Genomic DNA, 17327 nt, shown 5'->3' with positions numbered 1-17327 from the left:
TATTTTTATTTAGTCTTAATAATTTAAAGCAAAAGTATATTCAGACCAAACAAACTAAATGACGTAAATGGAATTTAAAATGACGTAAATAGCATATTTTACAAAAAAGAAAGCGCAGTATTTTAGTGTACACTAAATACTGCGCTTTAAAAACTTTATTTTTTTGTTCTTAGCTCTCTGGAGCTAACTCTACTTCTAAACCATCTAAATCAGGGGTCATTTGTATTTGACAACCCAATCGGCTATTATCTTCTACATAAAAAGCCTCTGCTAACATTGCTTCTTCATCATCTCCCATTTCTGGCAATTCGTGATTTGATTTTACATAGCATTGACATGATGCACACATGGCCATTCCTCCACAAATACCAATAGTTCCTTCAGGAGCTAATTCGTACGAACGAACTACTTCCATTAAGTTCATAGCCATATCTGTTGGTGCTTGTACCTCGTGCGTTACTCCATCACGGTCGGTAATTTTTATCTTAATATCTTGATCCATATTTTCTAATTCCTATTTTCTATCTCCAAACAACTTTTTCCTCAAAACCTTTGCTCTTTTATCTTCTCCATCATGTGTCCAACCTGGTGAATTAAATATATAATTTAGCTTATCACTCCATTTATCAGCTCTTTTTACATCATTCAAAATTGCGGCATATTCATGGGTTGCCACTTTTACTGGATTAAAAGTTTCAATGTTTACTGTCAATCCATATACTGGTTTATCAATTTCTTTTAATTCTTCAGAAAAAGTACCAAACATACGATCCCAAATAATTAAAATTCCCGCATGATTACAATCTAAATAACGAATATTAGATGCGTGATGCACTCTGTGATGTGATGGCGTATTGAAAATTAATTCAATAGGTTTTGGTAGCTTATCAACTAATTCTGTGTGCACAAAAAACTGATATATTAAGCTAATTCCCATCATAGTAAACATCATTAAAGGGTCAAACCCTAATAACGGAATCCACATCCAAAAGAAAAATTTATGGATACGCTCTCCAACTCCTTGACGTAGTGCTGTTCCTAAATTCATATGCACTGACGAATGGTGTGGTACATGACCTGCCCAAAACAAACGCACTTCATGATTTAATCGGTGAAACCAGTAATAAGCAAAATCATCAGCTAGTAATAACAAAATCCACGCCCACCATTGACGTTGTACAATACCTTTTAATGGACTAACTTCGTACAAATAGAAAAAAGCAACAAAGGCTAAAATTTTTGGAATAAATTCAACAATAGCAGAAAACACCATCATTAACATAGATACTCCCGTGTCTTTACTATTATATTTTTCTTTTGCAATTCGGTATTCTACCAACATAGAAATGAAAAACACAGGTAAGGCGAAGTACAATAATTTGTCTTCTGATAATTGCTGTATGTATTCAGTTAATGTCAATGTTTTTATTAGTTCTTATATAAACTTAATGTCTCTTTTACAAAGTTTGTTTTTCCTAAAACATAGGCTCCCCTATCGTTTCTATATTTTAAAGCTAATTCAATTTTTAGTTTTTCATATTCTTTTGCTCTATCAGGGTTTTCAATTAGGTAATCTCTAAATTTTAACTGATCACACATTACATTATCCTTTGGACACATATGAATATGAAAAATTTGCTCTTTTTTTCCTTCAAAATTATATCCCTTTGCAAAAGACATATACGCTGCTATATCTTCTCGTGCTGGAACCTCAAAGAAAGAATACCCTAACTTTTCAAATTGTTTTATTAATTCTTTATCAAATAAAAACTCTTTTGGAATCTCAATAAACAAGTCAACATAATTCTTTGCTTTTATATTGGGAATTGATGTACTCCCAAAATGTTCAATTCTATTAAAATATGAATTATCTATATGCAGAAGTATGCGTTGTTTCTCCTCTTCAAAAATATACTTCCATTTGGTATTATGCTCAGATAATTCAATAGGGAAGAGTATATTCCAGTCTTCCCTTGTTAAATCGTATAATGTTCTTTTCACTAATTACTTAGTTAATCGCTTTTACTACTGCTTTTGGTGCTTCTTTTCGAGTACCATCAAATCCATCTACTCCACCAACAGTTGTGTATTTCATCACATATTTCTTATCTGGGTGAATGCGTTTATATGCACTCTGACACATTAACGTTGCTTCGTGGAATCCACATAAAATTAACTTTAATTTTCCAGGGTATGTATTCACATCACCAATCGCATAAATTCCTTCTACATTCGTTTGATAATCTAAAGCGTTATTTACTTTTATGGCATTTTTTTCTATTTCTAATCCCCAATTAGCTATTGGACCTAATTTTGGAGATAATCCAAACAATGGAATAAAATGCTCACAAGGTAATGTAAACGGTTCTTTATCTTTTTGCTCTACTAATACACCTTCTACCTTTCCTTCTCCTACAATACCTTTAACTTCTGCTGGTGTAATTAGCATTAGTTTTCCTTCATTCTTTAATTCTTGTACTTTATCAACAGAGTCTAAAGCTCCACGGAACTCATTTCTTCTGTGAATTAAAGTTACCGATTTTGCTACATCAGTTAAGAAGATAGACCAATCTAAAGCTGAATCTCCACCACCAGCAATTACCACGTCTTTACCACGATAAATTTCTGGTTCTTTAATCATGTATTCCACTCCTTTGTCTTCAAAATCAGCAATATTTGGAATAGGTGGTTTACGCGGTTCAAAACTTCCTAAACCTCCTGCAATTGCTACTACTGGTGCTTGGTGTTTTGTTCCTTTATTGGTGGTTACGATAAACGTTCCGTCATCTTGCTTTTCAATAGTATCAGCGCGTTCACCTAAGGTAAAACCTGGTTCAAATTGTTTAATTTGTTCCATTAATTTATCGGTTAAATTTCCTGCTAAAATCTCTGGATATGCTGGGATATCATAAATTGGTTTTTTGGGATAAATTTCTGAACACTGACCTCCTGGTTGTGGTAAGGCATCAATTAAATGACAACGTAATTTTAATAATCCTGCTTCAAAAACCGTAAATAATCCTGTAGGTCCTGCTCCAATAATTAATATATCTGTTTGTATCATTTTATAACAAAATTCTCTTATTTATACTGAGATTCCTGCCTTTTGATATAAGACAGGAATATGTATGCGTTAGTGATTGAGTGGCTTGTTTGAGCTCTCCCTATTTTTTAATTGGGAAGCGAGTAACGAAAGCACGCCCGAACGTCCAAAATTAAAGCAATAGTCTAGCTTAAAACCTGACTTTTATCAGTTAAGCTACATTAATTACTTCTGTAATTTCTGGTGCGTATTTTTTTATAGTTGCTTCTACTCCGTTTTTCAAGGTCATTTGATTGACTGAACAACCGCTGCAAGCTCCTTCTAATTGTACTTTTACTGTACTGTCTTCTATAGATAATAGTTTAATATTACCTCCATCACTTACTAAAAAAGGTCGGATTTCTTCCAACGCTTTTTCTACGTTATTTCTTATGTCTGCTGTTGCCATAACTGCTTATTTTGAGCTACAACCACTCATGGTAGTAATTCGTACTACTTCTGTTGGTGGTAAGTTTGCATTTCTTTTTAATAGTTGCGAAACCATTTCTTTGGTTACCTCTGTAAAAGCTTCTGCTAGTGGTGTGTTTTCTTGTAAAGCTACTGGGTGTCCAACATCTCCTGCTTCACGTATGCTTTGTACTAATGGTATTTCTCCTAAGAAACTTGTTTCAATATCTTCGGCTAAATTTTTAGCGCCTCCTTCTCCAAAAATATAATATTTATTGTTAGGAAGTTCTGCTGGTGTAAAATACGCCATATTTTCAACGATACCTAATACCGGTACGTTAATACTTTCTTGTTTAAACATTGCTACTCCTTTTTTAGCGTCTGCTAAGGCAATGTTTTGCGGTGTACTTACTACAACTGCCCCGTTAATTGGCACTGCTTGTACTATTGATAAATGTACATCTCCTGTTCCTGGAGGTAAGTCAATTAATAAGAAATCTAACTCTCCCCAATCTGCATCAAATATTAGTTGATTTAATGCTTTTGAAGCCATTGGTCCACGCCAGATTACTGCCTGACTTGGGTCGGTAAAGAAACCTAGTGATAATAATTTTACTCCGTAACTTTCAATCGGCTTCATTTTTGAACGTCCATTTACGTTTACCGCTAATGGCTTTTCTCTTTCTACATCAAACATTAAGTGCTGTGATGGCCCATAAACATCGGCATCTAACACTCCTACTTTGAATCCCATTTTTGCTAATGAAACAGCCATATTTGAGGTAATAGTAGACTTTCCTACTCCACCTTTTCCCGAAGCTATAGCAATAATGTTTTGAATATTAGGAATTTCTTTTCCTCTAATTTGATTCGGGTTTTCTTTTTGTTGAACTTCCACCTTCACATTCACTTTTACATCGATTTTTTGATCAACGTGTTGGTGAATAGCCTTCATTATCTCTACTTCTATTTTCTTTTTAGCTTGTAATGATGGGTTTGCTATAGTAACATCAACAATAACTTCATCTCCAAATGTAACTACATTGGTTATATTTTCGTTTTCTACTAAACTTTTACCTTCTCCTGGTGCTGTTATCGTTTCTAACGCTTTGTATATATCTTGTTTTTTAAAACTCATGTTTTATGCTATATGCTTTAAACAGCAAGCGATAAGCTCGTTGCTTATTTTTATTTAATCTTAACTGCAAAGATACGTTTTAGCCCTCAGAAAATAAAGTCTTTAGATTGGTAATATTTATAGGTTGATAAGTTGGTTTTATAGAGAAGTTTTATGTTGAATTGTCTTTCCGAAATCAACCAAAGTAAATTTTAGTTTTTTCTTAAAAACTAGGATATGTAGCCTTTTTGAAATCCATAAGTTAATAATGCTTCATACGGATTTCCTTTTAAGTTTAAAAGCTTTGCAAATGCTGGTTCAGTTTTGAGTCCTTGTTGTTTTAAGGCTATAATTTCAGACCTAAATACTTCTCCTTCTTTTAACAACACCTGATATTCAATAAGCATATGTAGGTATGAGTCTTGCTCTTCTGGTAGTTTATTTTGTACAAAAATTTCTATTGGAAAGGTTTTATACTCAAGTGTAATGATTGTTGTTTTTAAGTTTTTGTATGATGGAATTGTTTTTATTTCAAACTCAGGGAGTTTTCCATATTTCTCACTCACAAGTTTTACAATATCTTCGTGATTTTCACTTTGACAAATAATGTCTAAATCACTTGATTCTACATCAATATCGATAGGTATTGTGCCTACCAAAATAGGGTTACAATTTTTTAATAGTTCAAAAAGATTCAACTCTAATAATACTTTATGAGCTTCTTTTTGACGGATAGTTCCTTCTTTTAAATATGATGTATCTTTAAAGTTTATCACAATTCTTCACTTGGATTCCAAAATACCTTTTCAAAATTTTGAATTTGGCTATCAACAACTTCTATTCCTTCACTTTCTAACAATTGTTGCATGAGATTTGTCCCATCAAAATGGTGTTTTCCTGTTAACAGTCCTTTTCTGTTTACTACTCGATGTGCTGGTACTTCTTTTTCTGAAGAGTTATTCATTGCCCAACCTACCATTCTTGCCGAACGAGCTGCACCTAAATAGGTTGCTATAGCTCCATAACTTGTAACCCTTCCATGTGGTATTAAACGAGCTACTTCATACACTTTTTCGAAGAAATTTTTATCTGTCATTTGGTAAAGATAGCTTTCTTTTAGAATTAAATTGGAATATATGAAGAACGCCTAAAACAAAAAATCCTGCTAATTAGCAGGATTAATAGTTTAATTTGAATTTTATATAGGTAATCGGTTTTCCGATTTCTAAATATTGTTTCTCGTAAAATGTTTGTGTTCCTGTTACTTCTTCAGGACTGTACACATTTTTATAAACATCGTGATTAGCATGTAAAATTTCGTGACCTTCTCCATGCAATAAACCTAAAGTGTAACCGTGCATGAATTCACTATCAGTTTTTAGGTTGACTGTTCCTTCTGATTTTAAAATCCCATGGTATTTCTTTAAAAACTCAGAATTCGTCATACGGTGCTTAGTACGCTTATACTTAATTTGTGGATCTGGGAAGGTTATCCAAATTTCAGAAACTTCATTTTCAGCAAAAATATAATCTACTAACTCTATTTGAGTTCTAATAAAAGCTACATTTTCCATGTTATTTTCTAGTGCTGTTTTAGCTCCTCGCCAAAATCGTGCACCTTTAATATCAATTCCAATAAAGTTTTTATCAGGATTTTTTTCTGCTAAAGCAATCGTATATTCACCTTTACCACAACCTAGCTCTAAGACTATTGGGTTGTTATTTTTAAAAAAAGTATTCCACTTTCCTTTATAAGAAAAGTTGTTGATTACTTCTTCTCGTGTTGGTTGAATAACGTTATCAAACGTTTCATTTTCTCTGAAACGTTTTAGTTTATTTTTACTTCCCAAAGTTTATAGAAATTAGGCTCTATCTTCTGTTCCTTCTCTTTGAAAACGAGCAGCTTCTTTCATCCAATAAGCAAATAACACTAATAGGATTAATAAAAAGAACCAGTTTACGGCGTTTGAAGTCCACCAACCTGCATCTGATTTAGCTATTGTTAAGCGTAACCAATTGAATGGTGCAAATAAAAAGTCGGTAAATAAACTACCAATCCATCTAAAAATATTGCCTGCTATCATATCTTAAGTATCTTTACAGCTGCAAAAATATAAAAAGAAACAATGTTAGCCAATTTTTTCGGTAAATCTAAACCTATAAATTTTATTGTACTGTTTGTACTATTCTTAGGGTATTTTGTTTTAAGTATTTTTTCTAAAGAATTATCTTTCAACCTTGTTAAGGAACTTGGTTGGTTTTTAGTCGTTTTTTCGGTGTATAATTTTATTATTGCTAAGAACTTATTAACCTACGATAACTCTTTTGCTTTTTTATTTCTTGTGATATTAATTGGTTTTTTTCCTGATACCATACAAATAAATAAAACTTTTTACGCCAACTTAACTATACTTCTTTTTTTACGAAAAGTATATAGCTTACAGTCTTCTAAAAATATTCTTCATAAGTTATTCGATGGTGGTTTGTGGCTTGGAATTTCATTTTTAATAGAGCCTTATGCCCCTTTATTACTGATATTACTTTACTTGTCTATATTTTTACACCAACGTTTTACCTATCAAACATTATTAACACCTGTAATTGGTTTTTTCGCCCCTGTTTTTCTGTATTTCACTTACTATTTTTGGTATGATAACCTTGAAAATTTTTGGTTGCTTTTTGATTGGAATTTTTATCCTGATTTAAGCTTTTATTCTCATGAGAAGTATTTGTTCCCTATTCTTTTTATAAGCTTTTTTTTAATCGCTTCTATTTTTTTAAAAAGTCCAAAGGCACTTGCTGTTAAAAATAAATTCAGAAAAAACTGGATATTGATTCTTACTCATCTTGTCATAACTACAGCTATTTTACTTTTAGTTCAAGACGGTTCTGGAAGTGAATTTTTATATGTATTCTTCCCTGTTTCTGTTATTCTAGCTAACGGAATAGAGTTTTTTCAAAAGAAGTGGCATGCTGATGCTATTATTATTTTATTCTTAATAGCTTCTTTTACTATAAGTGCTATTGTATAAACTACAGTTTTGCTCCGTAAGCTAAATCTCCTGCATCTCCTAAACCAGGAACAATATAACCTTTGTCGTTTAACTTTTCGTCAATATCAGCAATCCATAAAGTAGTACTTTCTGGTAAGTGTTTAGCAACATATTCTACACCTTCTACTGAACCAATAACCGAAGCTATAATTATTTCTTTTGGTGTTCCGTATTTTTTTATTCCTTCATAAACCTCAACCATAGAACGCCCTGTTGCTAACATTGGGTCTACTAATAATAATGTTTTTCCGTCAATAGAAGGTGATGCAAAGTACTCTACCACTATTTCGAATTCTTCATCGTTATTCGGGTGATGACGGTATGCTGAGATAAAAGCATTTTCTACATCATCAAAATAATTCAACATTCCATTGTGTAATGGTAACCCTGCTCTAAGGATAGAGCATAAAACTATATTATTTGCTGGTAATTCTACCTTTCTTGTCCCTAATGGTGTTGTTATTTCTTTTGTTTCATAATTTAACTCTTTACTTAATTCGTAGGCTAAAACTTCTCCTATTCTTTCAATGTTTCTGCGGAAACGCATAGAGTCTTTTTGAATTGAGACATCTCTGAGTTCAGCTAGGAATTTATTAAGAATAGAATTTTGTTTGGCTAAGTGATGAGTTTTCATGAAATATATTCTTTTTGTGCTCTACAAAAGTAACGGATTTTATCAAGCTTTTATAAAGTTGGTTAGTGCTTTTAATAGTTCTTCTTTTGCTTCTACATGACTCATGTGTCCGTTTGGTAATGCAATTAATGAGGTATTGGTTCTCTTTGCTTCTTCTTCAACAGTAGTATAATTTAATATTGGATCATTTTTACCTGCAATTATTAACCTCTTTTCTATTGTTTGTAAAACAGCTTCTTTGTTTTTACGCAAGCGCATTCCTTCTGTAGCTGCAATGTACCCTCTAACAAGTGTTTTTAAGGCTTCTTCTCTTATTTCCTCTATTTCTTCGGATAACTGTAAACGCATATTCTCTGCAAACAAGTTACTAATTGACATTTTTACTAACGTTTCATAGTTTTCCTTAGCCATTTCAACAGCTCTGAGTCGCAACTTTTTTCTTTCTTCACTATCTGCTTGAGATGTAGAGTTCATCAAACAAACTCCTTTTACATTTTTTGGATACTTTTCTGCAAAGGCTAAAGCAACATACCCTCCCATAGAATGTCCTATAAAAGTAGCCCGACGGATTCTTAACTCTTTTAACACTGCTTTTACAGCATCTGCCATTTCTTCCATCGAATGTACATACCCAATACACCCTGTTTTTCCACTTCCTAATAAATCAACACAAACTATTCTGTATTTTTTAGATAATTCTTTACTTATACTACTCCACATCGTAGAGTTCTCTAAAAATCCATGGAGCAATACTATAACACTTCCTTTTCCTTCATCAGTAAAGTAAATATTTGTGTTTTTAAATTCTATACTGTTTTGCATTAGGCAAAAATATGTATCTTTCATTTGTAATCTCATCAAATAATTGCTAAAATGTTGATTTCTCCTTTTCAAAACCTTTCTAAAAAACAAGAGCGAAATCTTACGATTTTTCTTATAACTTCTACATTAATTCTTATACTTTGTATGCTTTATTTGGATAGTTTTCTAAAAAATGAAGTATGTAAAAATGGTATTATAAGCTTTGAATTAGCAAAAGACATTGCAATATCTGAGAAATATATTAATTCTTGGAACGAGACTTCTAAAATTGCTTGCGGTATTAGCTTAGGGCTTGATTACCTTTTTTTAATTTCATATTCTTTATTAATAGCTGTTTTTATTCATAAGCTTAATAAGAAACTTTGGAAAGACTCTTCTTTATACAGCTTTGGAGTAATCCTTATATTTTCTTTGTTTTTTGCTGGTTTTTGTGATGCTATAGAAAACGTTGGGTTAATTAAATTACTAATGGGAAGCACGAAACAGCTATGGAGTTCTATTGCTTATTTTTTTGCTATACCTAAGTTTGTTTTTATTGCTATTGGAGTACTTTATATCCTTTTCAATTTTGTTTATTTGTTATTTATAAAACAAAACAAATGAAATTCTCAAAAGAAACTTTAATTACCGGCTTTGCTTTATTTTCTATGTTTTTTGGAGCTGGTAATTTAATTTTGCCTCCTTTTTTAGGAAAGAGTGCTGGTAATTTATGGTTTTTGGTAACTGTTGGTTTTTTTATTACCGCTGTTTTTATTCCTATGATAGGTATTTTAGCTCATGCTAAACTACAAGGTACTATGTACGATTTTGGTAAAAAAGTATCTCCTACTTTTAGCTTTATATATTGCTTTGTTGTATACACCATTTGTATTGCTTTGCCTGCGCCTAGAACTGCATCGGTTACTCATGAAATGGCCATTGCTCCTTACTTTAACAATAGTAGTTCTTTAGTTACAAGTACAATTTATTTCGGACTTGTTTTTCTTTTCACCATGAACCGATCAAAAGTACTAAACCTACTCGGCAAATTTTTAACACCTCTTATTATATTCATTCTATTGGCTATTATTTTTGTTGGAATTTTTACAGCTCCAGACATAATAAATCCAACTACGCTTAAAGCTCCTTTTGTTGATGGTTTACTAGAAGGATATCAAACTTTTGATGCCATTGCCTCTATAGTTGTTGGTGGTGTTTTAGTTGTTTCAATGAATTTTAATACGAGTACAACTTTTGAAGAGAAAAAAGAACTAATTACCAAAGCTGGTTTTATTGCTGGGTTTGGTTTGTTAATTATTTATGCTGGTCTTATTTATAATGGTGTTTTATTTAGTTCTACTTTTTCTGAAAATGCTAACAGAACAGAAATTTTAAACTCTTTAAGTAACCAAACTTTAGGAAATATTGGAAGTATTTTTCTTAGTGTTTTAGTCGCTTTAGCATGTTTCACAACAGCCGTTGGGGTTATTACTGGTACTGCTGATTATTTTAAAGGTATTAACAATAACTCTCAAAACGTTTTTACAATCACTGCTATTATTGGCTGCATATTAGGGATTGCTGTTGGTCAATTTGATGTAAAATATATTATCAACATTGCTTTGCCTGCTTTAATGTTTATTTACCCTATTACTATTACATTAATTGTACTGAATGTACTTCCAGAAAAATACACCTCAACTTTAGTTTTTAAAATTGTAGTAGGAGTGACTTTCTTATTTAGTATTCCAGATTTTCTAGGTTACGTTATTAACCCTAGTTATTTAACTGAAATTAAAAATAATATTCCTTTTGCTAATTATAATTTAGGATGGGTATTACCTGCTATATTGAGTTTTACATTTGCTAATTTGATTAAAAATAAAAAGTAACTCTTAATAAAAATACTTACTTATAAACTAAAAAAGCTCGCAATTGCGAGCTTTATATTTTTTTGAATGAGTATCATTAAAAGCGATACCCTAAGTTTATTCCTACTCTAGGTACAATTGAACGAGCCTCTGAAGTAAATAGGTTTCTACCTAAACCTCCATATATATCAAGCACAAAACCTCCTGAAGAAACATATTTTGACCCAAAAGCTAACCCTAAAGCCCCGTCAGTATATTCCTTAAAAGTATTAGGCGAACCATCAAGCTCAATTTCTCTTTCTCCTGTATTAATCCCCATAAAAACTTCACCAAAGTAATTCCAATTGCTATTGTTCGTAAAATAATGGCGGAAAAAAGGAGTAAACATTCGTTCTTCGTTATATCTAAAATCTGCTGATTTTTTTTCAAAGTTAAATAACGCTGAAATACCTATTGAGGAACGATCGGTAGTATAATATTCATACGATACTTCTAAGGTTTTAAAAGCTAATGCATCTAGTAAATCTACTTTTACCTCTTGCTGTGCATAGGTAAAAGAGCTAACAAAAACCACAGCTGCTAATAATATTTTTTTCATTTGAATTTTTACTATTTATAATTTATGTATTGCCTACAAGTATAATACCACAAACATACATTTTTTATAAAAAACTGTATGGTAAATATACTTTCTCTCTTACGAGCAGTTACAGTTTGTATCGCAACCGCTATTTTTTTTAGGCTTAAAAAAGAACTTTTTAACTAAAAAAATAACTGCTCCACAAACAACCGCATATGTTAAAACTTCTTGCATTAACTTAAAATTTGATAGGCTATAAATGCTGATAAATATGCCAAAGCCCCCATACTTACTAATTGAACCATTGGCCACTTCCAACTTTTAGTTTCTCTTTTTACAATTGCTAACGTTGCCATACATTGCATTGCAAACGCATAAAACAACAATAAAGAAATTCCTGTAGCAAAATTAAACCTCTTCTCTCCTGTGTCAGGATTTATCTCTGATGCCATTTTTTGTTTGATAGTAGTCGTATCTTCTCCGTCGTCTTCTACACTATAAATAGTTGCTAACGTACCAATAAACACCTCTCTCGCAGCAAAAGAACTAATTAATCCAATACCTATCTTCCAATCATAACCTAAAGGCTTAACAACTGGCTCTATTGTTTTTCCTGCTATTCCTATATATGAGTTTGCAAGTTTAGCTGAAGCGACTTTTTTTGTTAGCTCTTCTTCTGATAATTGTTGATTTGCTACATTTTCAATTACATTTTTCTCTGCATTTTCAAACGATGATGGCCCGTGAGATGCTAAAAACCATAATACTATTGAAATCGCTAAAATGATTTTTCCTGCCCCAAAAACAAATGCTTTTGTTTTATCTAACACATCATAAAACACATTTTTAACCGATGGTATCTTGTAGTTAGGCATCTCAACTACAAAAAGCGAGTTGTTTTTTATCTTCAATGTCTTATGTAACACATATGCTGCTATAATTGCAGCCGCAAATCCTAAAATGTATAAAGCTAACAGGGTAAAACCTTGTAAACTAAAAAAACCAAACAGCTTAGTATCAGGAATAATTAAAGCTATTAAAATAGCATACACAGGTAATCTTGCGGAACAGGTTGTAAATGGTGTTACCAATATGGTAATTAATCGTTCTTTCCAACTACCAATAGTTCTAGTTGCCATAATTGCTGGAATAGCACATGCTGTTCCTGAGATTAAAGGAATAACACTTTTACCACTCATTCCAAAGCGACGCATAATTTTATCCATCAAAAATACCACGCGGCTCATATATCCTGTTTCTTCAAGAATGGATATAAAAAGAAATAAAATAGCTATTTGAGGAATAAAAATTACAACTCCACCAACTCCAGGAATAATTCCATCAGTTAATAAATCAGTAAACATTCCTGCTGGTAATTGTGCTTTTGTAAACTCTGCAATATTGGCAAACAACCCATCTATAAGATCCATAGGTGTAGACGCCCAATCAAAAATAGATTGAAATATTAGCAATAACAATCCGAAGAAAATAACATACCCAAATATTTTATGAGTAAATACTCTATCTAATCTACTGCGTATATCTGTCGCTTTAGAAGCATCTATCTTATACGTTTTATTTAAAACAGAGTTTATTTGCTGATATCTATATATTGTTTCTTTATGCTGATATTTTTTCTGCTTTGTAATTTCACCTTCAAACTCTTTTATTGCTTCTTTTTCTGAAGAAGAAAGTAATGGAGTGTGGTTTTTAGTTAACATCATCCACAACTCATACGAAGTAAACTCTTTACTCACCGTAGCCAATCGGTCAAAGTAAGTTGTATCAATTTTTTTAGATAGTTCGTTAAAATTTGAATGTACTTTTAACGATTCATAATTCGCTACTACCTCTTTTAAATCGTCAACACCTTCATTTGTTCTTGCCGACATTAATACTACTTTAGTGTGTAACTCTTTTTCTAAAGCAGGTATGTCAATAGAAATTCCTTTTCGCTTTAGTTGGTCTGCCATGTTTAAAGCTAAAACTGTAGGAACTTCTAAATCCTGAATTTGTGAAAACAGTAATAAGTTTCTTTTTAGGTTTTCAATATCAGCAACTACAACAATTACATCTGGCTTTTCTTCTTGATGTGTAGTCATCAAAGCTTTTAAAACAATGCTTTCATCTAAAGAAGTTGGGTTGATACTATAGGTACCTGGCAAATCAGTAATCATTGCACTTTTACCTTCTGGCAACTTACAAACCCCTTGTTTTTTATCAACCGTAACCCCAGGATAATTCCCTACTTTTTGGTTTAACCCTGTTAGCTGATTAAATAACGATGTTTTACCTGTATTAGGATTTCCAATTAAAGCTACATTAATACGATTACTCATCAGCTATAGTTTTATAATTGAAATTTGACTAGCTGTTTCTTTTCGAATCGCTAAATGACTTCCATTTACGCATATATACATAGGATCTTTTAGTGGAGCAATTTGAAGTAACTCTACTTCACTTCCTGGTAAACACCCCATTTCTAATAACTTCAGTGGAATCTTATCTAAGCACTCTTCAGATATAATTCCTTTTTCCCCTAAATGTAACGATGCGATAGTACTCAAAAGATATATTTTTAGCTTGCAAATATACTAAAATAGAATCGTTCTAAACAGTATATCAAAACAATATATCATTTATTTACAATAGGTTGTTCTCTTTGTTTGATGTCTTATATTTGTGGTATGACTTTCGACGATATTATTGGGCAAGAACACATCAAAAAACACTTACAGCAATCAGCTGAAAACAATAGAATTCCGCATGCACAACTCTTTGTTGGCAAAGAAGGCAGCGGTACTCTACCCATGGCTATTGCCTACGCTCAATTTCTATTGTGTAATTTTTCTGACAACCCAGAAGCTTGTAATATAAAATGTAGTAAACTACAACACCCTGATTTACATTTTGCTTTTCCAGTGACTACAAATGACTCGGTAAAAAAACACCCTGTTAGTAATTTGTTTTTAGAGGATTGGCGTTCTTTTATTGAAGAGCAACCTTATGGAAGTTTGTTTAATTGGCTACAACATATTGGTGTTGAAAATAAACAAGGTCAAATTGGTGTTGATGAAGCAGAAGACATTGTAAAAAAGCTACAATTAAAATCGTATGAAGGTGGCTTTAAAGTAATGATTATTTGGATGGCTGAAAAAATGAATGTTGCTGCCTCTAACAAATTATTAAAACTAATTGAAGAACCACCAAGCAAAACTATTTTCATTCTTATTACCGAAGATGAAGAACAAATTATAAATACCATAAAATCTAGGTGTCAGGCTTTACATTTCCCTGCATTAAGTGAAAGTGATATAGCTAATAATCTAGTTCAGCAAGAAGGTGTATCAGAAAATGAAGCTGTAAAAATTGCTCATCAATCTGAAGGAAACTACAACAAAGCACTGCATATTTTAAACAATAATTCAAACGACTTAGTTTTTGAGCAATGGTTTATTACGTGGATTCGAGCTGCCTTTAGAGCTAAAGGAAATGCTGCCGTTATTCAAGATTTAATAGGATGGTCAGAAGAAATTGCTAAATCTGGTAGAGAGACTCAAAAACAATTTTTACAATACTGTTTACAGTTTTTTAGACAAGCCTTACTTCTCAACTACGGAACTCCAGACCTAGTGTTTTTAGAAACAAAATCTGCAAACTTTGACCTCTCTAAATTTGCTCCGTTTATTCATAGTGCCAATATTTTAATTATCGAAAAAGAAGTAAGCGATGCTCAATATCATATTGAAAGAAACGGAAATGCTAAAATTATTTTGTTAGATTTATCTATTAAACTAACGCGTCTTCTACACACCAAAGAAGAAAAAATTCAATCTTAATCATGAAAACAAAACATATAATTACCGCGCTTATTTTCGGAATACTTTTTGTTGCTTGTAAACAAGAAAAAAAAGAACCTTTATTACAAGAGTATTTGGTTGGTAGCTGGGAAACTACATATTTAAAAATTGAATATTTAACTGCTAACGAAACCGATAGTACTTCTGTTTTTGAAGATGATTTTAGTAAACCTAATTCAGGAAAAGCACAATCTACCTATAACAATGATGGCACTTTTTCTGCCTGGTTTCTACAAGCTGACGGAAAAAAAGTTGGTAAAACAGATGGAAAGTGGGAAACAAGTGGCGATAGTCTGTTTGTTGATTACCCTTATTTAGGAAAACAAGTACAAGCTTGGTATAAAATTACACAAACAAACGACGGATTTAGTGCTATATCTACTTATGATTGGGATAATGATGGAGAAACGGATGACACTTTGCTTATGAAAACTAAAAAAATTGAGTTATAAAATTGCGTATTTTCAATAACATATCACTTCGAATTAGAATTTTTTTGTCAATGATACTTTTAGTGCTATTGGCATCAATTTTAATTGTAATCGTTACTATTTATCAATATGACGAGCAAACAAAAGATTATAATACTGCACGTTTTGAGCGTAAAGAATTCTCTACAAAACAAGATATTGAAATAGAGCTTAAGCGTAGAACCACATACCCTGTAACTACAGAAAACCTATCCAAAATTTTTCAAGATAGAATTTATGATATTGCTTATGTTCATAAACTTACTATCTCTATGTACGACATGGATGGAAAGTTACTAAAATCTTCTATTCCATATAATTTCGACAAAAAAGAAGGTCAAAACTTAGCCAATGAAACCGTTAGAGATTTAGCTAACAATTCAAATCATAAAATTTTTAAGAGTAGATCCGAAAAGGGTATTACTTACCAATCTTCATACACCTATATAAATGATCCTCGTTTTAAGAGGATTGGTATTTTAGAGCTACAAATAGCGCAAGATAACGAAGAGCAAAAACACGAACTAAGAGAATTTATTTCTCGCCTATCATTAGTTTACCTACTAATGCTTATTATTGCCATTATTTTAGCTTACTTTTTATCAACCTATATCACACGATCAATTCAAACCATCTCACAAAAAATAAACGAAACACGTTTAAATAAGCGTAACGAAAAGATTACCTTAAACTCTGCCAGTTCAGAAATCAATTCTCTAGTTGCCGCTTATAACAACATGATTGATCAATTAGAAGAAAGTGCTGTAAAACTGGCTCAAAGTGAGCGAGAACAAGCTTGGAGAGAAATGGCTAAACAGGTGGCTCACGAGATTAAAAATCCGTTAACACCAATGCGCTTATCAGTACAAAGTTTTGAGAGAAAATTCAACCCAGAAGATCCTAACATCAAAGAGAAAATGTCTGAATACAGTGAAACACTTATTCAACAAATTGATGTAATGAGTTCTATAGCTTCTGCTTTTTCGGATTTTGCTAAAATGCCTACACAACGCCGAGAAAAACTGAATGTAGTTGATATTGTTAAACATTCTTTAGATATTTTTACTGAAGACTACATACATTATTTTCCTCAAGAAAAAGAGCTATACGCTAGTTTAGATAAAACACAATTGATACGAATTGTTACCAACCTAGTTAAAAACTCAATTCAGGCAATAAAAGACACTGATAAGAACCCTAAAATAGAAGTCAAAGTTGCTTCTGAAGGGAATAATGTTAAGATAACAGTTTCTGATAACGGAAAAGGTATTAGTGAAGAAAATAAAGAGTTAATTTTCGAGCCTAAGTTTACTACTAAAACAAGCGGAATGGGCTTAGGACTTTCTATAATAAAAAATATAATTGAAGCGTATGACGGTACAATTTCCTTTACCTCAACTAAAGGAGTTGGAACTGTTTTTACTGTAATATTACCTAAAACATAAACATAG

The 17327-nt window shown here is 31.9% G+C and carries 21 protein-coding genes; 6 read left to right on the top strand and 15 right to left on the bottom strand.

Annotation, left to right across the window (positions count from 1 at the left end; translation table 11 throughout):
• Positions 1-169: 169 nt before the first annotated feature.
• The 10 genes from ACTPNM_RS02490 to ACTPNM_RS02445 all read right to left on the bottom strand — a co-directional run bounded on the left by ACTPNM_RS02490 (position 170) and on the right by ACTPNM_RS02445 (position 6691).
• A complete protein-coding gene (locus ACTPNM_RS02490) occupies positions 170-502 on the bottom strand; it encodes a ferredoxin (RefSeq protein ID WP_440120483.1) in 333 nt (110 codons plus the stop codon).
• A gap of 12 nt (positions 503-514) precedes the next feature.
• A complete protein-coding gene (locus ACTPNM_RS02485; protein ID WP_440120482.1) occupies positions 515-1420 on the bottom strand; it encodes a sterol desaturase family protein in 906 nt (301 codons plus the stop codon).
• A gap of 8 nt (positions 1421-1428) precedes the next feature.
• Entirely contained in the window at positions 1429-2001 is a 573-nt protein-coding gene (locus tag ACTPNM_RS02480; RefSeq protein WP_440120481.1) for a GrpB family protein, read from the bottom strand.
• Between the two features lie 7 nt (positions 2002-2008).
• Entirely contained in the window at positions 2009-3064 is a 1056-nt protein-coding gene (locus tag ACTPNM_RS02475; protein ID WP_440120480.1) for an NAD(P)/FAD-dependent oxidoreductase, read from the bottom strand.
• A gap of 190 nt (positions 3065-3254) precedes the next feature.
• Positions 3255-3491, bottom strand: coding sequence for a NifU family protein (locus ACTPNM_RS02470; protein ID WP_099214828.1), 237 nt, complete (start codon positions 3489-3491; stop codon positions 3255-3257).
• A gap of 6 nt (positions 3492-3497) precedes the next feature.
• On the bottom strand, positions 3498-4628 hold the full coding sequence (locus tag ACTPNM_RS02465) for a P-loop NTPase (protein ID WP_440120479.1): 1131 nt from the start codon (positions 4626-4628) through the stop codon (positions 3498-3500).
• A 209-nt stretch (positions 4629-4837) separates the two neighbouring features.
• Entirely contained in the window at positions 4838-5383 is a 546-nt protein-coding gene (locus ACTPNM_RS02460) for a DUF4269 domain-containing protein (RefSeq protein WP_440120478.1), read from the bottom strand.
• On the bottom strand, positions 5380-5703 hold the full coding sequence (locus ACTPNM_RS02455; protein ID WP_440120477.1) for an MGMT family protein: 324 nt from the start codon (positions 5701-5703) through the stop codon (positions 5380-5382). Before ACTPNM_RS02455 ends, ACTPNM_RS02460 begins: the two co-directional genes overlap by 4 nt.
• Before the next feature lie 82 nt (positions 5704-5785).
• Positions 5786-6457, bottom strand: coding sequence for a tRNA (guanosine(46)-N7)-methyltransferase TrmB (trmB, locus tag ACTPNM_RS02450; protein WP_440120476.1), 672 nt, complete (start codon positions 6455-6457; stop codon positions 5786-5788).
• A gap of 12 nt (positions 6458-6469) precedes the next feature.
• Positions 6470-6691, bottom strand: a complete 222-nt coding sequence (locus tag ACTPNM_RS02445) for a DUF6341 family protein (RefSeq protein WP_274638958.1) — start codon at positions 6689-6691, stop codon at positions 6470-6472.
• Between the two features lie 42 nt (positions 6692-6733).
• On the opposite strand from ACTPNM_RS02445, the gene ACTPNM_RS02440 reads away from it, so the two are divergent.
• The gene (locus tag ACTPNM_RS02440) at positions 6734-7639 is read left to right on the top strand and encodes a DUF6427 family protein (protein WP_440120475.1); all 906 of its coding nucleotides are present in this window, start codon (positions 6734-6736) and stop codon (positions 7637-7639) included.
• Position 7640: 1 nt separating this feature from the next.
• Here ACTPNM_RS02440 and upp read toward each other — a convergent pair whose 3' ends face one another.
• Both upp and ACTPNM_RS02430 read right to left on the bottom strand, forming a co-directional pair.
• Entirely contained in the window at positions 7641-8294 is a 654-nt protein-coding gene (gene upp, locus ACTPNM_RS02435) for a uracil phosphoribosyltransferase (protein WP_440120474.1), read from the bottom strand.
• Positions 8295-8336: 42 nt separating this feature from the next.
• The gene (locus tag ACTPNM_RS02430) at positions 8337-9116 is read right to left on the bottom strand and encodes an alpha/beta fold hydrolase (protein ID WP_440120473.1); all 780 of its coding nucleotides are present in this window, start codon (positions 9114-9116) and stop codon (positions 8337-8339) included.
• A 153-nt stretch (positions 9117-9269) separates the two neighbouring features.
• Between ACTPNM_RS02430 and ACTPNM_RS02425 the strand changes: the two genes are divergently transcribed.
• Both ACTPNM_RS02425 and brnQ read left to right on the top strand, forming a co-directional pair.
• On the top strand, positions 9270-9719 hold the full coding sequence (locus ACTPNM_RS02425) for a hypothetical protein (RefSeq protein ID WP_440120472.1): 450 nt from the start codon (positions 9270-9272) through the stop codon (positions 9717-9719).
• Positions 9716-10987 carry a branched-chain amino acid transport system II carrier protein gene (gene brnQ / locus ACTPNM_RS02420; RefSeq protein ID WP_440120471.1) on the top strand — a complete coding sequence of 424 codons (1272 nt, stop codon included), beginning with the start codon at positions 9716-9718 and terminating at the stop codon, positions 10985-10987. The genes ACTPNM_RS02425 and brnQ overlap by 4 nt, the downstream gene beginning before the upstream one ends.
• Positions 10988-11063: 76 nt before the next feature.
• Here the strand turns inward: brnQ and ACTPNM_RS02415 are convergent, their stop codons facing one another.
• From ACTPNM_RS02415 to ACTPNM_RS02405, 3 genes are all read right to left on the bottom strand, one after another.
• The gene (locus tag ACTPNM_RS02415; RefSeq protein ID WP_274638952.1) at positions 11064-11564 is read right to left on the bottom strand and encodes a DUF3575 domain-containing protein; all 501 of its coding nucleotides are present in this window, start codon (positions 11562-11564) and stop codon (positions 11064-11066) included.
• Positions 11565-11779: 215 nt separating this feature from the next.
• The gene (feoB, locus tag ACTPNM_RS02410) at positions 11780-13885 is read right to left on the bottom strand and encodes a ferrous iron transport protein B (RefSeq protein WP_440120470.1); all 2106 of its coding nucleotides are present in this window, start codon (positions 13883-13885) and stop codon (positions 11780-11782) included.
• A gap of 3 nt (positions 13886-13888) precedes the next feature.
• Entirely contained in the window at positions 13889-14113 is a 225-nt protein-coding gene (locus ACTPNM_RS02405) for a FeoA family protein (protein ID WP_274638949.1), read from the bottom strand.
• A 120-nt stretch (positions 14114-14233) separates the two neighbouring features.
• Between ACTPNM_RS02405 and ACTPNM_RS02400 the strand changes: the two genes are divergently transcribed.
• From ACTPNM_RS02400 to ACTPNM_RS02390, 3 genes are read left to right on the top strand one after another with little or no spacing between them, the layout of a single operon-like run.
• Positions 14234-15385, top strand: coding sequence for a DNA polymerase III subunit (locus tag ACTPNM_RS02400; RefSeq protein ID WP_440120469.1), 1152 nt, complete (start codon positions 14234-14236; stop codon positions 15383-15385).
• A 2-nt stretch (positions 15386-15387) separates the two neighbouring features.
• Positions 15388-15858 (top strand): hypothetical protein, encoded by a 471-nt coding sequence (locus ACTPNM_RS02395; RefSeq protein ID WP_440120468.1) that lies wholly within the window; start codon positions 15388-15390, stop codon positions 15856-15858.
• 50 nt (positions 15859-15908) lie between these two features.
• On the top strand, positions 15909-17321 hold the full coding sequence (locus ACTPNM_RS02390; RefSeq protein ID WP_274638946.1) for a sensor histidine kinase: 1413 nt from the start codon (positions 15909-15911) through the stop codon (positions 17319-17321).
• Positions 17322-17327: the final 6 nt, after the last annotated feature.

The sequence above is a fragment of the Tenacibaculum sp. Ill genome (assembly GCF_051938915.1).
Classification (GTDB): domain Bacteria; phylum Bacteroidota; class Bacteroidia; order Flavobacteriales; family Flavobacteriaceae; genus Polaribacter; species Polaribacter larymnensis.
This window is presented reverse-complemented; position numbering and strand designations above follow the sequence as displayed.

What these genes read in the sequence shown, in the direction of transcription:
- ACTPNM_RS02490 (WP_440120483.1), bottom strand. Translation starts at nt 502, where the DNA reads ATGGATCAAGATATTAAGATAAAAATTACCGACCGTGATGGAGTAACG.
- ACTPNM_RS02475 (WP_440120480.1), bottom strand. Translation starts at nt 3,064, where the DNA reads ATGATACAAACAGATATATTAATTATTGGAGCAGGACCTACAGGATTA.
- ACTPNM_RS02470 (WP_099214828.1), bottom strand. Translation starts at nt 3,491, where the DNA reads ATGGCAACAGCAGACATAAGAAATAACGTAGAAAAAGCGTTGGAAGAA.
- ACTPNM_RS02465 (WP_440120479.1), bottom strand. Translation starts at nt 4,628, where the DNA reads ATGAGTTTTAAAAAACAAGATATATACAAAGCGTTAGAAACGATAACA.
- ACTPNM_RS02455 (WP_440120477.1), bottom strand. Translation starts at nt 5,703, where the DNA reads ATGACAGATAAAAATTTCTTCGAAAAAGTGTATGAAGTAGCTCGTTTA.
- ACTPNM_RS02445 (WP_274638958.1), bottom strand. Translation starts at nt 6,691, where the DNA reads ATGATAGCAGGCAATATTTTTAGATGGATTGGTAGTTTATTTACCGAC.
- ACTPNM_RS02440 (WP_440120475.1), top strand. Translation starts at nt 6,734, where the DNA reads ATGTTAGCCAATTTTTTCGGTAAATCTAAACCTATAAATTTTATTGTA.
- upp (WP_440120474.1), bottom strand. Translation starts at nt 8,294, where the DNA reads ATGAAAACTCATCACTTAGCCAAACAAAATTCTATTCTTAATAAATTC.
- ACTPNM_RS02430 (WP_440120473.1), bottom strand. Translation starts at nt 9,116, where the DNA reads ATGCAAAACAGTATAGAATTTAAAAACACAAATATTTACTTTACTGAT.
- brnQ (WP_440120471.1), top strand. Translation starts at nt 9,716, where the DNA reads ATGAAATTCTCAAAAGAAACTTTAATTACCGGCTTTGCTTTATTTTCT.
- ACTPNM_RS02415 (WP_274638952.1), bottom strand. Translation starts at nt 11,564, where the DNA reads ATGAAAAAAATATTATTAGCAGCTGTGGTTTTTGTTAGCTCTTTTACC.
- feoB (WP_440120470.1), bottom strand. Translation starts at nt 13,885, where the DNA reads ATGAGTAATCGTATTAATGTAGCTTTAATTGGAAATCCTAATACAGGT.
- ACTPNM_RS02400 (WP_440120469.1), top strand. Translation starts at nt 14,234, where the DNA reads ATGACTTTCGACGATATTATTGGGCAAGAACACATCAAAAAACACTTA.
- ACTPNM_RS02395 (WP_440120468.1), top strand. Translation starts at nt 15,388, where the DNA reads ATGAAAACAAAACATATAATTACCGCGCTTATTTTCGGAATACTTTTT.
- ACTPNM_RS02390 (WP_274638946.1), top strand. Translation starts at nt 15,909, where the DNA reads ATGATACTTTTAGTGCTATTGGCATCAATTTTAATTGTAATCGTTACT.